This window comes from Butyricimonas faecalis, assembly GCF_003991565.1.
Classification (GTDB): Bacteria; Bacteroidota; Bacteroidia; order Bacteroidales; family Marinifilaceae; genus Butyricimonas; species Butyricimonas faecalis.
Genome location: NZ_CP032819.1, coordinates 2,344,869 through 2,369,025, shown reverse-complemented (window position 1 = coordinate 2,369,025; position 24,157 = coordinate 2,344,869). Strand labels below are relative to the sequence as shown.

Sequence of the window (24,157 nt, the reverse complement as noted above, 5' to 3'; positions counted from 1 at the left end):
TAAAATGATGAAATTGTATGTGATGCTACTAATTGTAGCAATGCTCGTGCCATGCTTGGGGATGAATGGTATGGAACGAAAAAAGAATAAGAAAAAGGCCCAAACGGAGCAAGTGGCTACAACGGTAAAAAAGACAACAAGTAAATATGATAAACTATTGAAAAAGCCTGATGTGGCCACGTCAAAAGGGGAATTCATAACCGTACATAAAACGGGTCAGAAAGTTTATTTCGAATACCCGTTGAAAAACATGGGACGTGAAATTTTACTTGGAGGTACGGTGCAAACAGCAAGTGATGCCTGGGTGGTACCTATCGGTTATAAAATGAATAAACCGATATACTTGAAGATTGAATTGAGAGATTCAAGTGTATATCTGTTACAACCGAATTCGGCTACTTTCTGGGATGGAAAAGATGCTGGGATTGGTAAGGCTATCGAACGTGGTTATACACCGCTTATTTATAGAAAGTATCCTGTTTTGGCATATAATAATGATAGTACGGCTGTTGTCTTTGAATCAACGGATTTGTTTAAAAGTAACAAAGAGCTGACACCTGCTAGAGGAGTAATTAGTACGTTAAAAGAGAAAAAAGAAGCTTGTTCGTTAGGCAAAGTGAAAGTTTTCGATGATAATATTTCTTTGGAAGTTTCTCAAACCTTTGATGCTTTACTTGAAAGTTATCTAGTTACCTTCCCAATGGGTGAAGTGGCAACGACCTCTACAATTTCCCTTCTGCTATTGCCGAAAGAGAAAATGCAACCTCGTATTCTTGATTCTAGAGTCGGGGTATTCCCTAACTATCATTGGGTGGGAGGACTGTTTATGCCTAAAAGAGAATTCTCTTCAGATTGTGACGGTATACGAAACCTTGCTTTTTCCAATCGTTGGCGATTAGAACCCGTAGATCAAGCCGCGTGGGAGAGGGGTGAAACCGTGGATGTGAAAAAGCCGATTATTTGGTACGTGGATGATGCATTCCCGGCAGAATGGAAAACTCCAATTAAAGAAGGTGTATTGGTTTGGAATCGTGCTTTTGAGAAGATCGGTTTTAAAAATGTATTACAAGTACGGGATTTCCCGACAGCAGAGGAAAATCCCGAGTTTGACCCGGATAATTTGAAATATTCTTGCATTCGTTACATCCCGGCAGGGGTTGAAAATGCGATGGGACCTAGTTGGACAGATCCTATCACGGGCGAAATATTGAATGCTACTGTACTTATTTGGCATGATATTATTCGATTGGTGAATGAATGGAGATTTGTGCAAACTGCTCAAGTTGACGAACGGGTACGGACTGAAAAATTACCGGCAGACGTATTGCATGAAGCTCTTGTATATGTCAGTGCCCACGAAATAGGTCACACGTTAGGTTTAATGCACAATATGGGAGCCTCTAATGCTTATCCTGTAGATTCTTTACGTTCGGCAACTTTTACGGCAAAATATGGTACAACTCCTTCGATTATGGATTATGCTCGTAACAACTACGTGGCACAACCGGAAGACAAGGGCGTGAGATTAACTCCTCCTGACTTGGGTGTGTATGACGAGTTTGTAATTAAATGGTTATATTCTCCGATAGCAGGTAATAAAACCGTGCAAGAAGAAGCTGTTGAACTGGAGAAATGGGTAGATGAAAAAGCTGGTGACCCTATTTATCGTTATGGACCACAACAACTTAATGTTATTTATGATCCTAGTGCCTTATCAGAGGATTTAGGAGATGATCCAGTGAAAGCCGGTGATTATGGTATTAAAAACTTGAAATATATACTTGCTAATTTAGATGCTTGGAGTGGGGAAAAGGGAAATATTACTCGTCGATTAAGCCTGTATAATCAATTGGTAACTCAGTATCACCGCTATTTGTCAAATGTATTCTATCAGATTGGAGGAATTTATTCGACAAACGTGAAAGATGGAACGTCAGGTAAACCTTTTGAGCCGGTGGCTAAAGCCGATCAAAAGAGAGCATTGGTATGGTTGGTGAAAGAACTTCGCGGTTGTTCATGGCTTGACAACCAAGCGTTGGCGGCTAAGTTGCCTGCAGCACCGAGCCAAGCTAATACTATTCAAGGATTGGTACTAGAGGCGATGTTCAAGGATTTACCGAATAAAGTTATCTACTCTTCCCACTTGGCGCAAGGGCAAGGGCAAGCCGCGTACACGATCAAGGAATTTTATGAAGATCTTTACACGGAAGCTTTCCGTCCTACTTTGCAAGGGAAAAAATTGAGTTTATTAGACCGGACATTCCAAAAGAATTTGTTGAAAAATATCACTAGCATTGCTGGAGGTGGTCTCTTCCCTCGTAAATTATTCTTGACTTCGGCAAATATAAACCAGGGAGTTTTACCTTTAGATTTGTCAGATTACCCTTCTTTGGAAGAACTTCGTTTTCTAGGATTGTACTCGAATGGATTGTTAGATCATTTTTATCCTTTGTTTGAAAAAATGGAACAACAACATGGAGAAGGAATTGTAGCGAAAGTGCTGTCCGAGAATACATTTAGAGATGAAAATAGTAAAGTTAATGTTTTGAAGGCAAAGGTAAATGGATCAGAAAACGAGGTAGCGGAAGTACAATTGTCTATCCTGAAAAAGGTTAATGCCTTGGCGAAAAGCAAGATGACAACCGGACCGGTTGATGATCGTACTCATTACGAGTTACTGTATCTTCAAACTCTAAAAGCATTAAAAGTAGAGTAACATCTAGTTTGATCTTGCTCGTTTGATTTTGGCATTGCTCTCGGAAAAGTTTACTCGATTCGAGGTAAACCTTTTCGAGAGCAATGCCTTGTTGTTTGTCAACCATTGATCTAAGCTAATCCTGCTCCGAAGAGAGAGTGCGCTAGTTTCCTTCATCACCCGTAGTACGGGTAACAAATAATTTTGATTATTTTGATACAGGTTTACTTTGTTTCGAGTAAACTTTTTCAGGAAAACTTCCGAGTCATTCCCGTACCTTGTTCGATGTTCCCGGGCATTAAAGACGCATCATGGCCGCATCAAAGACGTTTCAAGGACGTTCGTGAGCGTCCTTGAAACGTCCTTTTCACCTTGTTGCAGGGTGGTAGAGGGGTTGTATCCCGGTTCTTGGCACGCCCGGGGCCCGGGGGATGTTCATCGCAACGTGTTGAATCCCAGTGTTGATTAAAAAAGTTGCTAAAAAAGTGGTTAAAAAATTTGGAAAAGGGGGAAACTTTGCCTTATCTTTGCACCCGCTAAAACGGAACGGGGGGCGAGACGAGGGGACGGCGAGTTCACGTGGCGGCGGCGTTCTGGAAGTGTTGACGACGATCTTTCCCGTCGAGGGATCCTTTAAACGGGGGGCTCGAAAAAAAAGTTCGAAAAAACTTCGAGAAAGATTTGGAGGGAAACGTGAAAACGCCTTATCTTTGCAACCGCTTTCGCTTCACGGGAGGTGATGGCGATGAAGATGAAAAGAAGAGTTCTTTAACAATATTGACGTGAAAATAACAACGTAGCGAGCGTGAATCGGAATCGACGGGAGTCGAGATTCATACACATGACCCTGCCAGAGAAAAATTTCTGTAAAGTAACTTTTACCATGAAGAGTTTGATCCTGGCTCAGGATGAACGCTAGCGACAGGCTTAACACATGCAAGTCGAGGGGCAGCGGGGAGTAGCAATACTCCGCCGGCGACCGGCGCACGGGTGAGTAACACGTGTGCAACCAACCCCGTACCGGGAGATAACCCGCGGAAACGTGGACTAATACCCCATAACACCTTTCCCCCGCATGGGGGAGAGTTTAAAATCCCGATGGTACGGGACGGGCACGCGCGACATTAGGTAGTTGGCGGGGTAACGGCCCACCAAGCCGACGATGTCTAGGGGTTCTGAGAGGAAGGTCCCCCACACTGGAACTGAGACACGGTCCAGACTCCTACGGGAGGCAGCAGTGAGGAATATTGGTCAATGGGCGAGAGCCTGAACCAGCCAAGTCGCGTGAGGGAAGAATGGTCTATGGCCTGTAAACCTCTTTTGTCAAGGAAGAATAAGCGGCACGAGTGCCACCTTGCCAGTACTTGACGAATAAGCATCGGCTAACTCCGTGCCAGCAGCCGCGGTAATACGGGGGATGCGAGCGTTATCCGGATTTATTGGGTTTAAAGGGCGCGTAGGCGGGACGGCAAGTCAGCGGTAAAAGACTGCAGCTAAACTGTAGCACGCCGTTGAAACTGTCGACCTGGAGACGAGACGAGGGAGGCGGAACAAGTGAAGTAGCGGTGAAATGCATAGATATCACTTGGAACCCCGATAGCGAAGGCAGCTTCCCAGGCTCGGTCTGACGCTGATGCGCGAGAGCGTGGGTAGCGAACAGGATTAGATACCCTGGTAGTCCACGCCGTAAACGATGCTCACTGGATCTTGGCGATACACGGCCAGGGTTCAAGCGAAAGTATTAAGTGAGCCACCTGGGGAGTACGTCGGCAACGATGAAACTCAAAGGAATTGACGGGGGCCCGCACAAGCGGAGGAACATGTGGTTTAATTCGATGATACGCGAGGAACCTTACCCGGGTTTAAATGCAGGTTGCATGAGGTGGAAACACCTCTTTCCCTCGGGACCACCTGCAAGGTGCTGCATGGTTGTCGTCAGCTCGTGCCGTGAGGTGTCGGGTTAAGTCCCATAACGAGCGCAACCCCTATCGCCAGTTGCCATCGGTTTCGGCCGGGCACTCTGTCGAGACTGCCACCGTAAGGTGCGAGGAAGGCGGGGATGACGTCAAATCAGCACGGCCCTTACACCCGGGGCGACACACGTGTTACAATGGCCGGTACAGAGGGCAGCCACGGGGCGACCCGGAGCGAATCTCTAAAGCCGGTCGTAGTTCGGACTGGAGTCTGCAACCCGACTCCACGAAGTTGGATTCGCTAGTAATCGCGCATCAGCCATGGCGCGGTGAATACGTTCCCGGGCCTTGTACACACCGCCCGTCAAGCCATGGAAGCCGGGAGTACCTGAAGATCGTGACCGCGAGGAACGGGCTAGGGTAATACCGGTAACTGGGGCTAAGTCGTAACAAGGTAGCCGTACCGGAAGGTGCGGCTGGAACACCTCCTTTCTGGAGCTGGAGTCATGCTGCTCGCTACAGCGTTTCACGTTATTTTCAATCGCCCGCTAGCGGGTTAACCATAGTCTCTTAGCTCAGTTGGTTAGAGCGCTACACTGATAATGTAGAGGTCCGCGGTTCAACTCCGCGAGGGACTACGATTCTGAATTTAGAATTTGAAATTTAGAATTTAAAACGGGGGTAACTCCATTCTAGATTCTACATTTTGAATTACAACGCCGGGGGATTAGCTCAGTTGGCTAGAGCGCCTGATTTGCATTCAGGAGGTCAAGGGTTCGACTCCCTTATTCTCCACGTGAGTTCAAGAGATTGAACGACGAAGTTCTTTGACATGCTGGAACGTTAACGGATCATTTGATCCGCGAAGTATAAGAATGTAGTAGAATAACACAGAGCCGCCGTCGTCGGGAGACGATGGCAAAGGTGAAATTATTAAAGACACACGACGCTAACGAACGTGAACGATCAAGGGCGCGCGGTGGATGCCTAGGCTCTCGGAGGCGATGAAGGACGCGATAAGCCGCGATAGGCCACGGCGAGGTGCAAGTAACCCTTGACCCGTGGATTTCCGAATGGGGCAACCCGACCGTCTAGATGACGGTCATCCAGCAATGGAGGCGAACGCGGGGAACTGAAACATCTCATTACCCGCAGGAGAAGAAAACAACAGTGATTCCCCCAGTAGTGGCGAGCGAACGGGGAAGAGCCCAAACCGGTGCCGTTTCGGCGACACCGGGGTCATGGGACCGCGCCATTCGACGATGGACGAAGTGCAATTACCTGGAAAGGTAAGCCGCGGAGGGTGATAGCCCCGTGCACGACAACCCCATCGAAGATAGCGGGATCCCGAGTAGGGCGGGACACGAGAAATCCTGCCTGAATTCGCCAGGACCCCCTGGCAAGGCTAAATACTCCCGAGAGACCGATAGTGAACCAGTACCGCGAGGGAAAGGTGAAAAGTACCCCGAGCAGGGGGGTGAAATAGACCCTGAACCCGCGCGCCTACAAGCGGTCGGAGCCATGAAATATGGTGACGGCGTGCCTTTTGCATAATGAGCCTACGAGTTAGTCGTCACCAGCGAGGTTAAGGGCTTCAGGCCCGTTAGCCGAAGTGAAAGCGAGCCTTAACAGGGCGACGAGTTGGTGGCGCTAGACGCGAAACCTTGTGATCTACCCACGAGCAGGTTGAAGTCGCGGTAACGCGTGATGGAGGACCGAACCGGTAAACGTTGAAAAGTTTTCGGATGACTCGCGGGTAGGGGTGAAAGGCCAATCAAACTGGGAAATAGCTCGTACTCTCCGAAATGCATTTCGGTGCAGCCTGTGATGTTCTGTTCCAGAGGTAGAGCTACTGGTTGGACGCGAGGGCTTCACCGCCTATCAAATCCGGATAAACTCCGAATGCTGGAACACGAAATCATGGAGTGAGCCCGCGGGTGCTAAGGTCCGCGGACGAGAGGGAAAGAACCCGGACCACCGGCTAAGGTCCCGGATGGACAGTTAAGTTGATCAAACGAGGTGGGATCGCGGAGACAGCTAGGATGTTGGCTTGGAAGCAGCCATTCATTTAAAGAGTGCGTAACAGCTCACTAGTCGAGCGATCCCGCGTGGATAATACACGGGCATCAAACTGTCAACCGAAGCCGTGGGGTCAGTGTTGAACTGACCGGTAGGAGAGCATTCCTGCCAGCGTTGAAGGTCACCCGCGAGAGTGACTGGAGCGGCATGAAAAGCAAATGTAGGCATAAGTAACGATAATGGGGGCGAGAACCCCCCACGCCGCAAGACCAAGGATTCCCCGGCAATGTCAATCAGCCGGGGGTCAGCCGGCCTCTAAGGCTAACCCGAAGGGGGACGCCGACGAGAAACGGGTTAACATTCCCGTGCTTCTCGTCACCGTGACGCGGTGACGGGGTGATGAATGGACCGCGCGCTGACGGAATAGCGCGTTGAAGACCGTACCCTTTGACGGTGGTAGTCAAGCACGCCACCGGAGGCGAAAGTCGATAGTACCTCGAGGCCTCGGCCGAGGGGATAGCGTCCAGGCAATTTACCCCCGAGAAAACCCGCTAAACTTCAAGTGACGAGGAACCGTACTGTAAACGGACACACGTGGTCGGGTAGAACATACCAAGGCGCTCGAGTGATTCATGGTCAAGGAACTAGGCAAAATAGTCCTGTAACCTCGGGAAAAAGGACGCTCTAGTGATAGAGCCGCAGAGTAATGGCCCAGGCGACTGTTTACCAAAAACACATGGCTATGCCAAATCGAAAGATGACGTATATGGCCTGACACCTGCCCGGTGCCGGAAGGTTAAGAGGAGAGCTCAGGGGTGACCCGAAGGTTCAAATTGAAGCCCCGGTAAACGGCGGCCGTAACTATAACGGTCCTAAGGTAGCGAAATTCCTTGTCGGGTAAGTTCCGACCTGCACGAATGGTGTAACGATCTGGGCACTGTCTCGACCATGAGCTCGGTGAAATTGTAGTTCCGGTGAAGATGCCGGGTACCCGCGACGGGACGGAAAGACCCCGTGAACCTTTACTGCAGCTTCGCGTTGTTCCCGGGCACGGGACGTGTAGGATAGGTCGGAGGCAATGAAGCGGTTTCGCCAGGAATCGTGGAGCCATCGTTGAAATACGACCCTTCTCTTGTCTGGGATCTAACCCATGTGATGGGGACACCGCGTGGTGGGTAGTTTGACTGGGGTGGTCGCCTCCAAAAGCGTAACGGAGGCTTCCAAAGGTACCCTCGGGTTGGTTGGTAATCAACCTTGGAGTGCAATGGCACAAGGGTGCTTGACCGGGAGACTTACAAGTCGATCGGGTGCGAAAGCAGGGCATAGTGATCCGGTGATCCCGCGTGGAAGGGTCATCGCTCAAAGGATAAAAGGTACTCCGGGGATAACAGGCTGATCGCCCCCAAGAGCTCATATCGACGGGGCGGTTTGGCACCTCGATGTCGGCTCGTCACATCCTGGGGCTGGAGAAGGTCCCAAGGGTTCGGCTGTTCGCCGATTAAAGTGGCACGCGAGCTGGGTTCAGAACGTCGTGAGACAGTTCGGTCCCTATCTGTCGTGGGCGTTGGAGATTCGAGAGGTCCTGACTCTAGTACGAGAGGACCGGGTTGGACGCGCCGCTAGTGAACCTGTTATGACGCCAGTCGTACGGCAGGGTAGCCACGCGCGGACGGGATAAGCGCTGAAAGCATCTAAGCGCGAAGCCTGCCTCGAGATGAGATCTCCTTGCAGGGTCGTCGTAGACGACGACGTCGATAGGCCACAGGTGTAAAGCCGGTGACGGCAAAGCCGAGTGGTACTAATCACCCGAAAGTTGACGTTCGGCGGGTGAGATGATCCGGTTAACGTTCCCGGCGATTGTCAAGCGGCAATCGCGAGAAAAGCATGAATAAACGATCTTCAAGGGTATTTGTCACGCCGGCCGGAGGGCCGCGAGAAGTGACGGGAATTGGAAGGTGTTTTTGGGTGACGAGAGGTCATTTCAAATTCCACGTTCTAAATTCTAAACTAATTAAAAGGTATCTATAGCTACGGTGATCCACCTCTTCCCATCCCGAACAGAGAAGTTAAGCCCGTTAGCGCCGATGGTACTGCCCCCGGGTGGGAGAGTAGGTCGATGCCGAATTTCAAAAATCGCTGAACTTGTTTCGGCGATTTTTATGGCGAGGTAGCTCAGCTGGTTAGAGCGCATGATTCATAATCATGAGGTCTCCGGTTCAATCCCGGATCTCGCTACAAAATTAAACCCATTGAGAAATCAATGGGTTTTTTATTTGAGTCAAATTAATATTTACTCGGCAACAGTTACTTCTATACCGCGCTCACGTAATTCTTCGAGGGTTTTACTAGATATATGTTTATCTGTGATAATATGATCAATGGCATCCAGATCACATATTTTCCCAAAGCCTCGACGTCCGAATTTAGAAGAATCTGCCAGAACAACCACTTTTTGTGCTGCTTGCATCATTACTTGATTTAAATTAGCTTCCATCATATTCGTGGTTGTTAATCCATAATCTAGGTCGATGCCGTCAACACCCATGAAGAGTTTACTACAAGAAAAGTTTTCCAGCATTTTTTCAGCATAATTTCCAACAACAGAGACTGAACTATTCCGAACGAAACCTCCGAGTTGTATGATATCTATATTCTTGTTACGAGCCAGAATATTTGTAACATTGATGGCTGCAGCAATTACTGTGAGGTGGCCTTGAGGCATAATCTCCCGGGCCAAAGCATGCATTGTTGTTCCGGATGCAATGAGAATAGAGTCATCTGCCGTGATTAGACTTGCAGCATATCTGCCAATTAACCGTTTTTCTTCGGGATAGGCCTTTTCTTTCTCGTTCACGTGACGATCATTGATGTAAGGGTTGATTAGGATAGCGCTACCATGCGTGCGATAGAGCATCTCCTTTCCTTCGAGTAAAGTAAGATCCTTACGAATGGTTACAGAAGATACTTTTAGCTGGTTAGCAAGATCAACAACTGAAACGGAACCTTGTTGGCGCAAAGTTTCTAGAATGTAGTTGTGTCTTTCACTTAAAGATAATGTTTTCATTTTGTTTCGATAATCATATTTTTATCAATGCAAATATACATCTGTTTTGTTGAATAATACTTATCAAGTGTTGTAATTAATTTTAAACAGCGGAAATATATTCCTTAAAAAATAGAAACTTTTACTCTATGTTCCCGTAGATTAAGGTCAATGCCAGAGAATGAGGTGGCACTATTCACGACGGGGAATGGGCCATGAACACCAATAGCAAAGAATAAGATTGGGAGAAACGAAGTTTCGGTTCGTAAGTATATGGTATGCTTGCGGAGCGTTGTAGGAATTTTATAGATTGTTGAATACATAAATAATTGTGTTATGAATCGAAGAGATATGTTGAGTAAACTTCAGGAACCTGAGAAAGTATGGGATATGGTTGTGGTTGGAGGCGGAGCTACGGGGTTGGGGGTGGCTGTTGATGCTGCAACAAGAGGATACAGTGTTGTCCTTTTGGAAATGGTCGATTTTGCCAAGAGTACCTCAAGCCGGAGTACAAAATTGGTACACGGCGGTGTGCGCTATCTTCAAAAAGGAGATGTCGCTTTGGTGTTAGAGGCGTTAAGGGAGAGAGGGCGAATGAAAGCGAATGCTCCACATCTCGTGAAGGATCAAGCTTTTGTAATATCAAATTATACGTATTGGGATAATTTTCTGTATTTCTGCGGACTTACACTTTATGACCTGTTATCTTTTGGCTTCGGGTACGGCAGAAGTCGTTTTATTTCTTCCAGGAAGGTGATGGAGTATTTACCGACATCGGTGAAGAAAGGGTTGAAAGGGGGAATCGTTTATCATGACGGGCAGTTTGATGATTCGCGGATGGCGATTAATTTGGCTCAAACTTGTGCGGATAATGGTGGGGTAATACTCAATAAAGCGAAGGTCTCCGGGATTGTGCATGACCAGAACGGGAAAGTTGCCGGGGTAAAGTTCGTGGATGTGGAGTCTGGAAAAGAGATGCAGTTGAAGGCGAAGAGCGTGATCAATGCCTGTGGTATTCTGGTGGATGACCTGATGGCGATGGATTCCCCGGGGCATAGCAAGATGGTGACGCCGAGTCAAGGAGTGCATCTGGTGTTGGATATGAAGTTTTTGCAGAGCGATTACGCGATTATGGTTCCGAAGACGAGTGACGGACGAGTACTTTTTGCTGTGCCTTGGCACAATAAGGTCGTCGTGGGGACGACGGATATTATGCGTCCGGTTCCGGAAATTGAGCCGAAACCGTTGAAGGAGGAGATTGATTTTATTCTGAAGACGGCTTCTTTATACATGGATCCGGCCCCGACGTATGCCGATATTGAATCCGTGTTTGCAGGGCAACGACCGTTGGCAGCCCCGAAACACGAGGGAAAGAGTACGAAAGAGCTTTCCCGTGGGCATAAGATTATAGTTTCCGATAATGATTTAATCACGATCACGGGAGGTAAATGGACTTCATATCGTTTGATGGCAGAGGATACGGTGAATAAGGCGATTGCCATGAAATTGCTGGATGACAGACCTTGTGTGACGAAGAAATTCCATATACACGGGTACCGGAAGAATCCGAATCTGAAAAATCACATGTACGTTTATGGTAGTGATCAAGACGCGATTATGAAGTTGATGGCTGAAAACCCGGAATATGGGAAGAAGTTGTCAGATAAATATGATTATACCGTTGCTGAGGTTGTTTGGGCAGTTCGGGAGGAGATGGCCCAAGAGGTTGAGGATGTTCTTGCCCGGAGGGTTCGATTGTTGTTTGTCGATGCGAGAGAGGCGATGAAGGCTGCCCCGCTGGTGGCAGAAGTGATGGCGAAAGAACTTGGGAAAGATCAGGCATGGATTGATGAAGAAGTGAAGGAGTTCACCGAATTGGCAGAAAATTACATCGCTGCTAAGATCATGTTTTGATCTTAGCTCGATGTATTTCATCCCAAAGAAGTCGCAAGTAATAATGGAAACGTTTACGATAACCAGATTGGAATCAATATAATATTTATTAAAAATTAATATCATGTGGAGTTTTCTGAAGCCTGAGCCTCATAAACCCTTGCTACCGAAAGAAAAAATAGACCCTACGTACAAGAAGTTACGTCTACAGGTCTTTTTAGGTATATTTATAGGGTACGCGGGGTATTATTTAGTACGTAAGAATTTTACTCTGGCAATGCCTTATTTGCAGGAGTTGGGATTTGACAAGGGAGATTTAGGGGTAGCACTTTCGGCTAATGCGATTGCTTACGGGATATCGAAATTTTTGATGGGAGGTGTTTCCGATCGGAGTAGCGCCCGTAAGTTTTTGCCGTTGGGATTGGTGTTGTCGGCACTCGTGACGTTGTTTTTGGGAACAAGCGCGGGTGTTTCTTCGATCGTGGTCATGTTTATTACCCAGTTTTTAATCGGTTGGTTCCAGGGAATGGGTTGGCCTCCTTGCGGGCGGGTAATGACGCACTGGTTTTCCTTGAAGGAACGGGGAACTAAAATGTCGATCTGGAACGTGGCTCATAACGTGGGAGGTAGTTTGGTCGGAATCATGTTTTCCGTGGGCTTGGTGTGGTTCGGATTCTGGCAGTCTGCCACGTTTGTTTTCCCGGCTGTTGTGGCCTTGGTGATTGCCGTGATCGCGTTCTTCCTGATCCGGGACACGCCGCAATCGTGTGGTCTGCCACCGATCGAGGAATATCGTAATGATTACCCGAAGAATTACAGCGCGAAGTCGGAGGAAGAGTTGACGGCAAAAGAGATTTTTTTCAAATATGTTTTGAATAACAAGATATTATGGTATATCGCTATCGCTAATGCTTTTATCTATCTGGTGAGATACGGGGTACTTGACTGGGCGCCGACTTACCTGAAGGACGTGAAAGGGTACGATAGCGGAGCGGTGGGCTGGATTTATTCGGCTTACGAGATTGCGGCTATTCCCGGTACGATTATTTGCGGTATCGTGAGCGACTACGTGTTCAAGGGACGGCGGGCAATTACGACGATGATTTACATGGTGCTGGTGGCCCTGTTCGTGTTTATCTACTGGAAGACGGAACATAATTTGGTAATGGACAGTATCTGCCTGATCGCTATCGGTTTCTTGATTTACGGGCCGGTGATGTTGATCGGGGTTCATGCCTTGGATCTGGCTCCTAAAAAGGCGGCAGGAACGGCTGCCGGATTGACCGGTTTTTTCGGTTATTTCTTTGGAACGGCTTTGTTGGCCAATATCATGTTGGGGTACGTGGTGGATCATCTTGGATGGGACTGGAGTTTCGTCATCCTGTTGGTGGCCTGCGCTTTGGCATTTGTCTTTACGGCATTTACAGTGAAAGAAGAACAATATCTGGTAAAAGAGAGTACGAACAAACATTAAACGCTCTAAAATTCAAAATTATGATTAAAAAGTTTTTTCATGCAGTGATGGCATGTGGGTTGATAACCTTGGTCATGTCGTGTGAAGATCAAAAATTCAACAACATAAATGTCGATGTTGACAAGGTTGAATTGGATCATTTGACTCCTGAAATGGTTAAAGTACGGGATTACGTGCCGGAGTATGCTGTTGTGGCTCACCGGGGATCGACGTTTTGGACCCCGGAGGAGACGGAAGCAGCGTATCGTTGGGCAAGAGAAATTGGGGCTGACTATCTGGAGTGTGATATGCAGGTTTCGAAAGATGGAGTGGTGTTGGCATTGCATGATGACAACTTGAAACGAACCACGAATATCGAAAACGTGTTTGGGGAGACCATCCCTTACGAGATCAGAAAGGCGTATTACCAGAAGATCGGTTACTCGGAGGTCGAGGCCGAGGCTTTGGTGAAAGAGGATGCCAAGAATTTTGTCCCGAATCTTCCGGCTTATTATACCTACGAGGAGTTGATGATGTTGGATGCCGGTACGTGGTTTAATGAAACGAGTATCGAACAGGCTCGCCCGAGTTTTGCCTCACAACATCAATACATCTCTACACTGGAGGATCTCGTGGCTTATTCCAAGGGGAAAATGCTGGAGCGGGATGCTCAAGGGAAACGCGTGTTCACGATGGGCCAGAAGACCGGAGAGAAGATCAAGAGTTTAAGTGGTACGGCTGACGTGATCAAGTACACGTTCGGTTACGTGGATGATCCGGAAGACACGGGTAATCGGCCGGGTATTTATATCGAGTTCAAGGAACCGTGGCTGAATTCTACCGGCTTCGAGGAGATTGTCTACAAGGAACTGGATCGTTTGGGCATGAATATTATCACGCAACCGGAACCGGAGAGCAACCCCTTCTACGTGAATGGCAAGGTGAATACCGGGAACACGAATGGTAAGGTGATCCTGCAGACCTTCTCGTTGGAGAGCTTGGTGCGGGTAGCCGAACATTTCGAAGGCAAGGTCCCGATGTGTTTCCTGTTGTGGAAAGGTACGGGAGCGACGGATATCACGTATGACGACCCGCTAGGGTATGCCTCGTTTATCAACCTGGGCGTGAAGTACAAGGCCCATTTTATCGGACCGTGTATTGCCGGAGCCCCGAATGATTATCCGGAACTGAACCAACCGTGGCAGGATTACCTGATTCACAAGGCCGGAATGAAGAATCATCCCTACACGTTTGACACGTATGACCAGATGGCCAAGTATTTCGGCCAATATAATTTCGGTGTCGAGATTGACGGAAAATATAAAGCTCCTTATCTGGACGCGTTGTTTACAAACCATTCTGATATGAGTATCAACTACATGATAACTCAAGGCTGGCGAAAGAGTCCGGCTTCCGAGACATTGGTTGACGCGAAGGTGGTGTTGGAGAGATTAGGTTACTAAATAATTGTTTAAATGCAGACCGGTATGAAAAAATATATATTATTCCTTGTTGTATTATTCGCCCTTGTATTGTCGTCTAAAATGGTGAAAGCTCAGGTCGAGGATGTCGCCAATCCTCTTTTGCAATATATCAATAAAGATAAAGGAATTCGTTTCACGGCAGGCGCCCGTTTGTTTGCCGATGTGGCTTATTATCATTCGGAGTACACGCCGATGAAGTCGGGGGCTGCGATCACGGATGCCCGTGTACGCACGTCGTTGACGTACGGACCGTTGTATTTTTACGCTGATTTTGATTTTTCGAAAGGGGTTTTCAAGCAGAAGAATATTTTCGTGCGATACAATTTCCACGAATCGGCATTCGGGATTCATAGCGTGAAAGCAGGTTATTTCAACGAACCGTCGAGCATGAGCCTGAACGCGAGTTTGTATAATTACCATTTTATTTCCCGTGCGGCTCCGGCCATGGCTTTGTCTGCCGGGCGAGGTTTGGGGATTACCTACAAGTATTATGATGCCATGTTCTTCGCTGATCAAGGGATTTTCTCGGAGAACAAGTACAATGACCAGATTTCCGGTTTTCAAGGGGTAAGCCTGAGCGGACGCTGGTTGTACAAGCCGCTTAATAATGAGTTTATAACTTTGCACGTGGGAGCCTCTTTCCGCTACGGACGGATTAACACGGGTGAGGTGGTGAATAACGTGTTCAAGACGAATATCGAGCTGGAATCGAACATGCAGACCTACGTGGACGGTACGACGGAATTCTTGAACGCACGAGTGCCTTGGGCAAAGAACACGATCACGGTAGGGCCGGAAGTACTGGTGGTTACCAGCAATATGTTTTTGCGGGGCGAGTATATTTACAAGAGATTGTACAAGAAAAGAAATGACGAGGCCTTGTTCGAGAATCAACTGGGAGGCGTGTGGAGCTGGACAACCTTGTCTGCCTGGCAGGCCGGAAACCCGATACGGAGTTCCAAGTTCCAAGGAGCGTACGTGGAAATGGGATACTTGCTTTGCGGTGAAGGATACGGTTATGACGACGAGTACGGATTGTTACGGGGATGTAACGAGGGGGGCGACCTGGAGATTGTAGCCCGTTACAGTTACACGGATTTGAATGACATCAATAAAGGTGATTTCTTTTTGATCGGCAAGCAGGTGTTCTACCCCGGGGGAGTAGTGGCAGATTACCCGGCCGTGTCAACGAGTATTGGCGGGGGACGGTTGCATGCAGCTACGATTGGCGTGAATTACACGTTCAACCGGTACGTGAAGGTGATGGGGGAGTACCAGTATAGTAATTTGAAGAATGTTTATTTCCCGTTGGATAAGAATTTCCATCAGTTACAGATGCGTTTGATGGTATCGTTCTGAAAAATAGGTTTGTAAGAGGGTGACTTAAAATTCATCCTCTTACAGACTTTTATGGTTGTTATAACTTTTTGACTTTTTTAGCGAGTGTATTTGTTTTTTGATTCCTTTTCATTATTTTTGAGATTCAAAACACACAAACACTAATTTATATCCAAACTATGAAAAAAGTCATTTTGTTGTTGATGACCTTGGTTGCTGTGACTCGTGTTGCGGTAGGTCAGGTAGATGTGGGCGCAATTAATAAACCGATTGAGTTGTTGAACGAGGCCAACGCGGACATTGAAAATGGAAATTATAAAGATGCTGTTCAAAAATTAATCGCGGCGAATCGATTGAATCCGAAATTGAGGGAGGTTTACTCGTCTTTGAATACAGCTTGTACTCACACGAACCAGATTTCTTTGTTGAAGGAGTTTTTAGTGAAAGGGAAAGGGATATTCGAGGAGGATGACGAGCTTTGTTATTATTTGGGAAATATTTACCAGAATCAGCAGAATTACACGGCAGCCATAAAGGAGTACTCTCTGGCAATCCAGTATGCCAAGAAGAACGGGGAAGAGTACGAGTTGGTATATGCTTACTACTTGAACCGGGGAAATTGCTATCTGAAACAGCGTGAATTCGCGAAGGCAATACCGGATTATACCTATTCGCTCAAATTGAACAAGGATAACGGTGCCATTTACGCGAATCGGGGAATTGCTTATTTCAGTACCGGAAAGCGTAAGGAGGCATGTGCCGATTGGCGGAAAGCTAAATCGTTGGGGGTAACAAGCGTGAATGCTTATATTAATCGCTATTGCCGATAAAGGTTTTAAATAAAGTAAGCGAGTCAAATGATTTTGACTCGCTTACTTTATGTTTTTATAGGTTGGGAATTAGAAGGTCCAGCCTAATCGAAGAACCGGTTCGATGTATGTTTTGACATTTGTTTGACGTGTTTTTTCTGTCATTTTTTGATCGTATTCCGTGATGGTTGTTTCTCCTTGGCTATTCAAGGTTAATTTCCCGGTATATTTGGCTTTTTGGCTGCTTTCAGTCTTGACGCTTAAACCAAATTCTGTTCCAATGTACAAGCCTTTGTACAAGTAAAAATCCAATCCTGTAAAAATGGCGAATGTCACGCCGGAAGTTGCAGGATCATTAACTGCGTTAAGTAAATCTTCTTCATCCCAGTTATTGTCAAGTGTAAGTATGGCTCCGTTTTTAATCTTACCGTTGAATTTGTTGGAAAAAGCGCTTGATTCACTAATTCTTTCGGAATAGCCTTCTATTTTGGTCGAAGCAAAATGTTTTTTGAACCCGATACTTCCGCCCACGTAGGCATTTAGTCTTTTTGCCAGATCGTAATGACGTTCATAGCCTAAGTCCAGGTTGAAATCCCCGGTCGTGCTTTTGAATTCATTCTTATAGCTGGTTTTTATATCATTTTCTTCTTGAGAATCTGAATCTGTGAATTTGTTTTGAGTTGAATTGATTCCGAATTTCAAGCGAATGGCATCCCTGTCAGAAATGAAGTAACGGAATTTAAGCCCGTCTAATTGGAACGTCTTGCCATTTTGATCGAAAGGGTTGAATTGGATTTCAGTACCGAATGAACCTTTTTCAGGTTTTTGTTGTGCCGATACATTGTTTGAAACAATGAGTACGACAACCAGAATAAATAATAATTTTTTCATGCTTTAAATAAAATTGTTGATGAATCTTTTTCGTGGAACAAAAGTATACAATTCTCTCCCCTTGTGCAAGGGGAGTTGGAGATGTCCCTTCCCGTTATTTGAAAATATCAATCAGTGATGCGAGGTTGCTGGTAAAGAGTTTAACAGAGATAGCCAGTAGGATGATCCCTAAGAATTTACGTAATATGTAAGCTCCTCCTTTCCCGAACACCTTTTCGATCAACGATACATTTTTTAGGACAAAATAGACAATAATAATGTTTAATGTCAGCGCGATAATAATGTTGATGGTATGATATTCCGCCCGTAAAGCCAACAAGGTCGTTAGGGTCCCGGCCCCCACGATCAAGGGAAACACGAGTGGAACAATGGATGCCGTCCCCGATGGACCATCATTTTTAAAAATCGGAATCCCAAAGATCATTTCTACCGCCAGAACGAAGATCACGAGGGAACCGGCCACGGCAAATGAAGAGATGTCCACGTTGAACAGGTTGAGCAGTCCGTCCCCGGCGAAAAGGAAAGCCACGAGAAGAATGTATGAAGCCAAAGCGGCCTTGATAGCACTGATTTTGCGCCCGTTATTTTGAATATCATTAATAATGGGCACGGCTCCCGTGATGTCGATGACGGCAAACAGGACCATGAATGCACTTGCTAGTTCTTGTATACTGATGTCTGAAAAACTCATATCAAAAAGATTGGTTTATTCTTGATTAAAGGTTATTTTTGCCTACAAAGATACAGAAACGAGGACTGTTATCAAAATGAATGAAAATAGAAAAAATTATGACGTATACAAAACTAATTGTTGAGAAACAGGATAATATTTGCACGGTTAAAATTAATAACCCGGAAGCGTTGAATGCTTTGAATTCGACGATTTTGAAAGAATTGGATGCCGCTTTCACGGCTATCGGTGAGGATGACGGCATCGATGTTGTTATTCTGACGGGGGAAGGACGTTCATTCGTGGCGGGTGCGGATATATCCCAGATGAGCACGTTGAACGCGGTAGAGGGAAAAGCGTTTGGAGAATTGGGAGCGGCTGTTTTTCGTAAAATCGAATTGTTGAACAAGGTGGTTATTGCCGGGGTGAATGGTTTCGCCTTGGGTGGCGGGTGTGAATTGGCCATGGCTTGTGACATCCGTATCGCTTCGGTAAAGGCTAAATTCGGCCAGCCGGAAGTAGGTTTAGGGATCACCCCGGGATTCTCCGGTACACAACGATTGCCGCGTATCGTGGGATTGGGTAAGGCCAAGGAGCTGATCTACACGGCAGACGTGATTGTTGCCGAGGAGGCTTATCGTATCGGGTTGGTGAACAAGGTAGTAGAGCCGGAAGCACTGATGGATGAATGTATGGCCATGGCGAAGAAGATTGCTTCAAAGGCCCCGTTAGCCGTGCGTTACGCGAAAGAAGCGATTAATCGGGGAGTGGAAACGGATATCGACACGGGTATTTCCATCGAGAGCGACCTGTTTGGACTCTGTTTCTCAACCGCGGACCAGAAAGAGGGAATGCAGGCATTCCTGGGCAAACGAAAAGCGGAATTCAAGAAAAGATAAAAAATTGACATTTACATGATAATATAAAATTTGATATTATATAGTTGAAGATTTTAAATTAAGTAGAAATGAAAATTTGCGTTGTAGGTACAGGTACGATGGGTAATGGTATTGCCCAAACCTTTGCTCAAGCAGGGCATGACGTGTTGTTAAAAGGTCGTTCGGAAGCATCTTTAGGCAAAGCTCACAAGGCTATCGAGAAGAGTCTTTCCAAAATGGTAGAAAAAGGCAAGATGGAAGCAACCGAGAAGGATGCTATCAATGCCCGCATCAAGGACACGATGGCATACGAGGATTGTAAAGATGCCGATTTGGTCATCGAGGTAGTTGCCGAGGATATGGCTACCAAGAACGAGATATTCAAAACTTTGGATGCCATCTGTAAACCGGAGGCTATCCTGGCCACGAATACTTCTTCTCTCTCTATCACGGAAATCGCTGCCGCAACCAGCCGTCCGGAGAAAGTGATCGGTATGCACTTCTTTAACCCGGTGCCGATGATGAAATTGGTGGAGGTGATTAAAGGACAGTTGACTTCCCAAGAGGTTCACGACAAGGTGATGGCAATTGCATCCGAGATCGGTAAAACCCCTGTAAGCGTGAACGAGGCTCCCGGATTCGTGGTAAACAGAATCCTGATCCCGATGGTGAACGAGGGTATCGGAATCTATGCTGACGGTGTTGCCTCCAAGGAAGAGATCGACGAAGCCATGAAATTAGGTGCCAACCACCCGATGGGACCTTTGGCTTTGGGAGACTTAATCGGCTTGGACGTGTGTCTGGCTATCATGGAAGTGCTGTACAATGAATTCGGTGATTCCAAGTATCGTCCTCACCCGCTATTACGGAAAATGGTTCGTGCCAACTTATTGGGACGTAAAACCGGAATCGGTTTCTATGATTACCGGAAATAAGGAGTGATAATTTATAGGAGGATGTATTAAAACGAGTTTTTTACAAAAACGAGTTTAATACATCTTCATTCGAAGGCTTGTTTTACTTCATCACCTTGATAGCCTTCCATACATCAGAGTATGATGTCCCGCTTCGGCCTAGTGCTTCTGCTCGCCGCATAGCATGATCCATTTTGTTGTCCTTAATTAGTTCGGCAACCCACTTTTGATGCTTGAGAAAATTTTCCTTTTTGTCGAACTGGACAATGTATCTGCGCAAAGAACTGATTGCGTCACGAGAGGTAGCAAGGTGACGGTTAGTCTTTTCGTGGTGAAGTAAAAACCAATATTCGATAGAGGGCATACTACATGCAAGCGTTACACGGGAATTATTATCGTATTTACAATGCAATTCCTTTATACGTTTTCCTTCTACTTGATCCCATCGCATAACATCTTCATCGAAGAAGCATATTACCTCTGCGTCATCATTAAGTCCCTCCTCGATGAGTTTGTTTATCTCCCCCATGGATTCATTGCCAAATAGACGAGGGTATAACTCAAACTTTAAGTCAAGTAGAGGCTTGAGGTGCTTTAAATACCAAAATTCAGTAAGTCCTGCTCCAATCACACGTTTTTGTGGTTGTCGAGTTTGTCGGGAATTAATCTTGCGTGCCATAAGCATTAAATATTTGGAAGTGCACCAAATTGACCTTTACGATAGGCACGTTCAATCTTTGAAATCTTGTTCAATCCCTTGAATTCCACGAGAGAATACAAATCGGTAGTACCCGACTTGTCTTTCTCCACAAACCAGATATTATCCTTGCGGACAAGATCATCAATCGTGTTAAGCAAGCCAGGATAATGCGTGGTTATGAGCATTTGACTCTCGTTACTGTTCATGATATATTCTTGAAGAATAAACTCAATTAAATTTGGATGTAACGAAGATTCTATCTCATCCAGTAGCAAGACCGAGTTGTTTTTGATAGCCTCGTAGATAGCTGCTTCAATGTCCATTACACGTGTTGTACCATCACTCTCCTGACGAGTGGACAACTCGTAAGTTTCCAGACCGCGTTCATTTTCTACCGTGTGTTCGAAACCTAAGACATGTTCTTTATAAGCCTCTAGAGTAAGTAATTCTTTCTTTTTATCTTCGGGTAAAGAATCTTGTATCTGTAGATATTTATGAAAATAAGGAGGCAACGGCTTTTCTTCAGTCTTTTCACTCAATCCGGTAATATTGAAGTCTGCCTGGTGAAGAAAACGAAGCAAATGCTCTTTAAAATTCACATCTTCTCTTATCTTTCTCTTGCTATATTTCTCCATATTCGTAAATGGTCCCACCATAGGCATGAATCTGTTGCGAATCCATTGACGGACACCATCCACGTGTTCCATTTTCATATTCACGCGACCGCGAGCTGCAAAAAATGACTTGTTCGGGAGGCAGTTCAGCGTGAGGGCTTTCTGTTCTTCCTGATCAATCTTCTGCACGGCAGGATTGAATGACAATACAGATTGCCCGTCTTCCAATACTCGTTCAAACACTTTGATTGGCTGAACAGTCTTATAATATGACAATTTTTCGTGTATAACCAATTTTGTTGTGGCTGTAAGTTGATACCAATAGCGTATTCCGTTAACCCAAAATTTTATACTATATTCAGATGGCAAGTTTGGCGTTTCCTTGTCAAGTAAAAACGGTTCAAAACCTGTCGGTTCATCCATATTCAGTGGGTCAAACACCATAAAATCACGAAGCGCGGAGATTGCATAAAGTAAATTACTTTTCCCGCCTGCGTTAGGACCATAGACGATACCGAGTTTAAGCAATCTTGTGCCATTAGGCATTGTTACCACGTGTTGAGTTTCAAATGTGGTATCAGGGGTTGCTTCGAAACTGAATGTCGTTTCTTTTTTAAAGGATAATACATTCTTGAATATAATTTCTTCTATCATATTATGAGAGATTTGTTATAACGATGTAAAGGTAATGTTTTGATATGAATTGAAGAAATAAAAAGGCTAGAATTCATTATTTTTTTATCTTATTTTGGGGCAAAATGTGCAGATTTGCAAAATAAAATAGCTGTAATAGGCTTTTTTATGGCATTTCTAGGTTCAATATACATTAAATCCGGTAATTTGTGCTTTGTCGCCCGCCGACTAACCATTATTCTTCAGTCTTTAATCGTTGAAAACTCTTGCTTGGCATTATGAAAAGTAAAATTTCCTGCCATACGTTATTGCCCCACCTGTATCACCTGACGTTTTTGCGGGTGAGAATTGTCTGTTGACGGACGGGATTTGAAGTTGTTAAAATTGAATGTCAACCCGATCCAGTAAGCATGAGTGGCTTCTTTGCAGTAATTTGCCAGTCGATAGGTGTTCGTGTTTGAGCGGGCTTGCCATTCGGACGTATCGAAGACGTCGGAAACGGAGAAACTGATTTGAAGGCGGTCATTAAAGAAGCCTTGTTTGATGGCGAGATCAAGATAGTAATTTTCCTCCATTTTGAATTGGGGAATTTTTGTCGGCGATTGATAGGAAAAGAGGACTTGAAATTCGGTGTGTTTTTTGGAATTCAAGGTTAATTCCAGTTTCCCTGACCAGGAAAAATCGTCGACATGAAGGTCGATGCTTTGAAATTTCCCGTTGGTGTGAGCGTGGACGATGGATATGGAAGGGTTGATCGTCATCCATGATGCGGGAGCGCCGGATAGGTTGATGTCCAGACCGACTTTATTTTCCATGTTTCCATTTGCGTAAGACAGCGTTAGGGTATTGTCTTCTGTCAATAGCGCGACCGGGGTGATAAACTTCTCTATGGAAGTGAAATAAAGATTCCCGTTCACCTGGATCTTTTCCCCCGACAAAAGATAGTTGATCTCGGCCCGATTCGAGACTTCGGGACGTAACAGCGGGTTGCCTTGCTCGAAAGTCTGGTGATCGATCGGGCTTGTAAACGGGTTTAGTCGGGTGTAATCCGGGCGAGTGGCTTTTCTGGTAAAATGAAAGGCCAGTTCTTGCTGTTCTGAAGGCGTGTATTGAAGGGTTAGGTGGGGATAAAAGTAGAATCTATCCGAATCATGCTTGTCTGCGGTTTCCGTGAGCCGGGTGCGGGTAATATCGTAATCGGCGAGTAAGCCTATTTTGTAATGCCAGGATTCTCCCGGTTGTCGGGAGTAGGAAAGATGTGCCGTGTAAATGTACTCTTTATGGTTTAGCCCGTCGTTGGGATTTAATCTCGACAACCAGCTATCGGGATTTTCCCCCTTGTCATAAAGATGGTATCGGGTTTTATTCCACCTGGAGAAGAATTGAATACCGCTTTCGAGTTGTCCCCGGTTCGCGAATGTGTAGAGGTGATCCATTTGCATGCGGACGAATTCCGGCTGTTCGTTTCCGGTGGTGGTGTAAGAGAGAAGATCATCGATTTGATACGTGCTCGGGCGGGAATCTTTCGTGTGGGAAAAGACACCGTTTAGGGATAGTTCGTGCATGTCTTTTTCGTACACGTGTTTGTAGAATAAAGCACCTTCAATTGTTTTCCGGCTGAATGCGATTCGATGGTGTAGGTTATATTCTTTTGCTTGTGTACGGTTATTTATGTCCCGGTTTGTCGTGATCTTGGGAAATTGCAACTTGAGATTCCATAGAAACAGATCGTGCGAGGAGGGGCGTAGGTCTACTTGTAGGGCGAAGGAGTGGCTTAAATGGTGCTGTTCTGTTTCTATTAGTTGTTCTGTTTCTACCGAATAAGAGCGGAATAGCTCGCTGCTGATTTCAATCCGATCCGAGTGACCGGAGTAATCCAGGAATAGATCCCAGTTCTTTTGGGTATATCCCAAATTTACGTTTCCCGTGAAATTGTTCGTGAAATCATGGTTGAGGGAAACGGAACCGCTCCATGGATTTTTGGTTTTTCCCTCGTTTTCTTGGGCGTAAATGTCGGCATTCGTGTAAAAGGTCAGGAGGCTGAAGATGATTTGTGTGATGCGTTTTTTCATGGGTCTGTGCTGTTGTTTCGCAGGTTTGACAAGGAATGTAAGTAGAAACTTGCGCCTATTGAAGGTGTTTTAATATTTTTTGTAGTTCGTGATTTATAGGAGAAGCTCTAGAGAATAGGAGGAAATACTAGGGAAATA

At 45.9% G+C, this 24,157-nt stretch carries 14 protein-coding genes, 3 tRNA genes and 3 rRNA genes; 14 read left to right on the top strand and 6 right to left on the bottom strand.

Annotated features, from left to right (window positions below):
- Positions 1-4 precede the first annotated feature (4 nt).
- From D8S85_RS10415 to D8S85_RS10385, 7 genes are all read left to right on the top strand, one after another.
- Positions 5-2,716, top strand: coding sequence for a zinc-dependent metalloprotease (locus D8S85_RS10415; RefSeq protein ID WP_106480649.1), 2,712 nt, complete (start codon positions 5-7; stop codon positions 2,714-2,716).
- Positions 2,717-3,575: 859 nt separating this feature from the next.
- Positions 3,576-5,100 (top strand): 16S ribosomal RNA (locus D8S85_RS10410).
- 72 nt (positions 5,101-5,172) lie between these two features.
- Positions 5,173-5,246: transfer RNA gene (locus D8S85_RS10405), tRNA-Ile, on the top strand.
- Positions 5,247-5,329: 83 nt separating this feature from the next.
- Positions 5,330-5,403 (top strand) — tRNA-Ala (locus D8S85_RS10400).
- A gap of 161 nt (positions 5,404-5,564) precedes the next feature.
- Positions 5,565-8,449 (top strand): 23S ribosomal RNA (locus tag D8S85_RS10395).
- Between the two features lie 192 nt (positions 8,450-8,641).
- Positions 8,642-8,752 (top strand): 5S ribosomal RNA (rrf, locus tag D8S85_RS10390).
- The 16S, 23S and 5S rRNA genes sit together here with 3 tRNA genes alongside, the layout of an rRNA operon.
- A gap of 36 nt (positions 8,753-8,788) precedes the next feature.
- Positions 8,789-8,862: transfer RNA gene (locus tag D8S85_RS10385), tRNA-Met, on the top strand.
- 55 nt (positions 8,863-8,917) lie between these two features.
- Here the strand turns inward: D8S85_RS10385 and D8S85_RS10380 are convergent.
- Entirely contained in the window at positions 8,918-9,691 is a 774-nt protein-coding gene (locus D8S85_RS10380; RefSeq protein ID WP_127075040.1) for a DeoR/GlpR family DNA-binding transcription regulator, read from the bottom strand.
- A gap of 315 nt (positions 9,692-10,006) precedes the next feature.
- Between D8S85_RS10380 and D8S85_RS10375 the strand changes: the two genes are divergently transcribed.
- The 5 genes from D8S85_RS10375 to D8S85_RS10355 all read left to right on the top strand — a co-directional run bounded on the left by D8S85_RS10375 (position 10,007) and on the right by D8S85_RS10355 (position 16,668).
- Positions 10,007-11,584: a glycerol-3-phosphate dehydrogenase/oxidase gene (locus tag D8S85_RS10375; RefSeq protein ID WP_106480646.1), complete on the top strand. Its 1,578-nt coding sequence runs from the start codon at positions 10,007-10,009 to the stop codon at positions 11,582-11,584.
- Positions 11,585-11,687: 103 nt separating this feature from the next.
- The gene (glpT, locus tag D8S85_RS10370) at positions 11,688-13,037 is read left to right on the top strand and encodes a glycerol-3-phosphate transporter (protein WP_106480645.1); all 1,350 of its coding nucleotides are present in this window, start codon (positions 11,688-11,690) and stop codon (positions 13,035-13,037) included.
- 20 nt (positions 13,038-13,057) lie between these two features.
- Positions 13,058-14,479: a glycerophosphodiester phosphodiesterase family protein gene (locus D8S85_RS10365; RefSeq protein WP_127075039.1), complete on the top strand. Its 1,422-nt coding sequence runs from the start codon at positions 13,058-13,060 to the stop codon at positions 14,477-14,479.
- 24 nt (positions 14,480-14,503) lie between these two features.
- Positions 14,504-15,859, top strand: a complete 1,356-nt coding sequence (locus tag D8S85_RS10360) for a porin (protein ID WP_106625067.1) — start codon at positions 14,504-14,506, stop codon at positions 15,857-15,859.
- 158 nt (positions 15,860-16,017) lie between these two features.
- The gene (locus D8S85_RS10355) at positions 16,018-16,668 is read left to right on the top strand and encodes a tetratricopeptide repeat protein (protein ID WP_106480643.1); all 651 of its coding nucleotides are present in this window, start codon (positions 16,018-16,020) and stop codon (positions 16,666-16,668) included.
- Between the two features lie 69 nt (positions 16,669-16,737).
- Here the strand turns inward: D8S85_RS10355 and D8S85_RS10350 are convergent, their stop codons facing one another.
- Both D8S85_RS10350 and D8S85_RS10345 read right to left on the bottom strand, forming a co-directional pair.
- Positions 16,738-17,538, bottom strand: a complete 801-nt coding sequence (locus D8S85_RS10350) for a hypothetical protein (RefSeq protein ID WP_106480642.1) — start codon at positions 17,536-17,538, stop codon at positions 16,738-16,740.
- 94 nt (positions 17,539-17,632) lie between these two features.
- Positions 17,633-18,229: a MarC family protein gene (locus tag D8S85_RS10345; RefSeq protein WP_106480641.1), complete on the bottom strand. Its 597-nt coding sequence runs from the start codon at positions 18,227-18,229 to the stop codon at positions 17,633-17,635.
- Between the two features lie 98 nt (positions 18,230-18,327).
- On the opposite strand from D8S85_RS10345, the gene D8S85_RS10340 reads away from it, so the two are divergent.
- Positions 18,328-19,107, top strand: a complete 780-nt coding sequence (locus D8S85_RS10340; protein WP_106625066.1) for a short-chain-enoyl-CoA hydratase — start codon at positions 18,328-18,330, stop codon at positions 19,105-19,107.
- A gap of 68 nt (positions 19,108-19,175) precedes the next feature.
- The gene (locus D8S85_RS10335) at positions 19,176-20,021 is read left to right on the top strand and encodes a 3-hydroxybutyryl-CoA dehydrogenase (protein WP_106480640.1); all 846 of its coding nucleotides are present in this window, start codon (positions 19,176-19,178) and stop codon (positions 20,019-20,021) included.
- Between the two features lie 82 nt (positions 20,022-20,103).
- On the opposite strand, the gene D8S85_RS10330 is transcribed toward D8S85_RS10335, so the two are convergent.
- From D8S85_RS10330 to D8S85_RS10320, 3 genes are all read right to left on the bottom strand, one after another.
- Positions 20,104-20,679 carry an RloB domain-containing protein gene (locus D8S85_RS10330; RefSeq protein ID WP_158641552.1) on the bottom strand — a complete coding sequence of 192 codons (576 nt, stop codon included), beginning with the start codon at positions 20,677-20,679 and terminating at the stop codon, positions 20,104-20,106.
- 5 nt (positions 20,680-20,684) lie between these two features.
- Complete coding sequence (locus D8S85_RS10325; protein ID WP_106480638.1) at positions 20,685-21,968, bottom strand: AAA family ATPase; 1,284 nt, start codon at positions 21,966-21,968, stop codon at positions 20,685-20,687.
- Positions 21,969-22,252: 284 nt separating this feature from the next.
- The gene (locus tag D8S85_RS10320) at positions 22,253-24,019 is read right to left on the bottom strand and encodes an outer membrane beta-barrel family protein (RefSeq protein ID WP_106480637.1); all 1,767 of its coding nucleotides are present in this window, start codon (positions 24,017-24,019) and stop codon (positions 22,253-22,255) included.
- Positions 24,020-24,157: the final 138 nt, after the last annotated feature.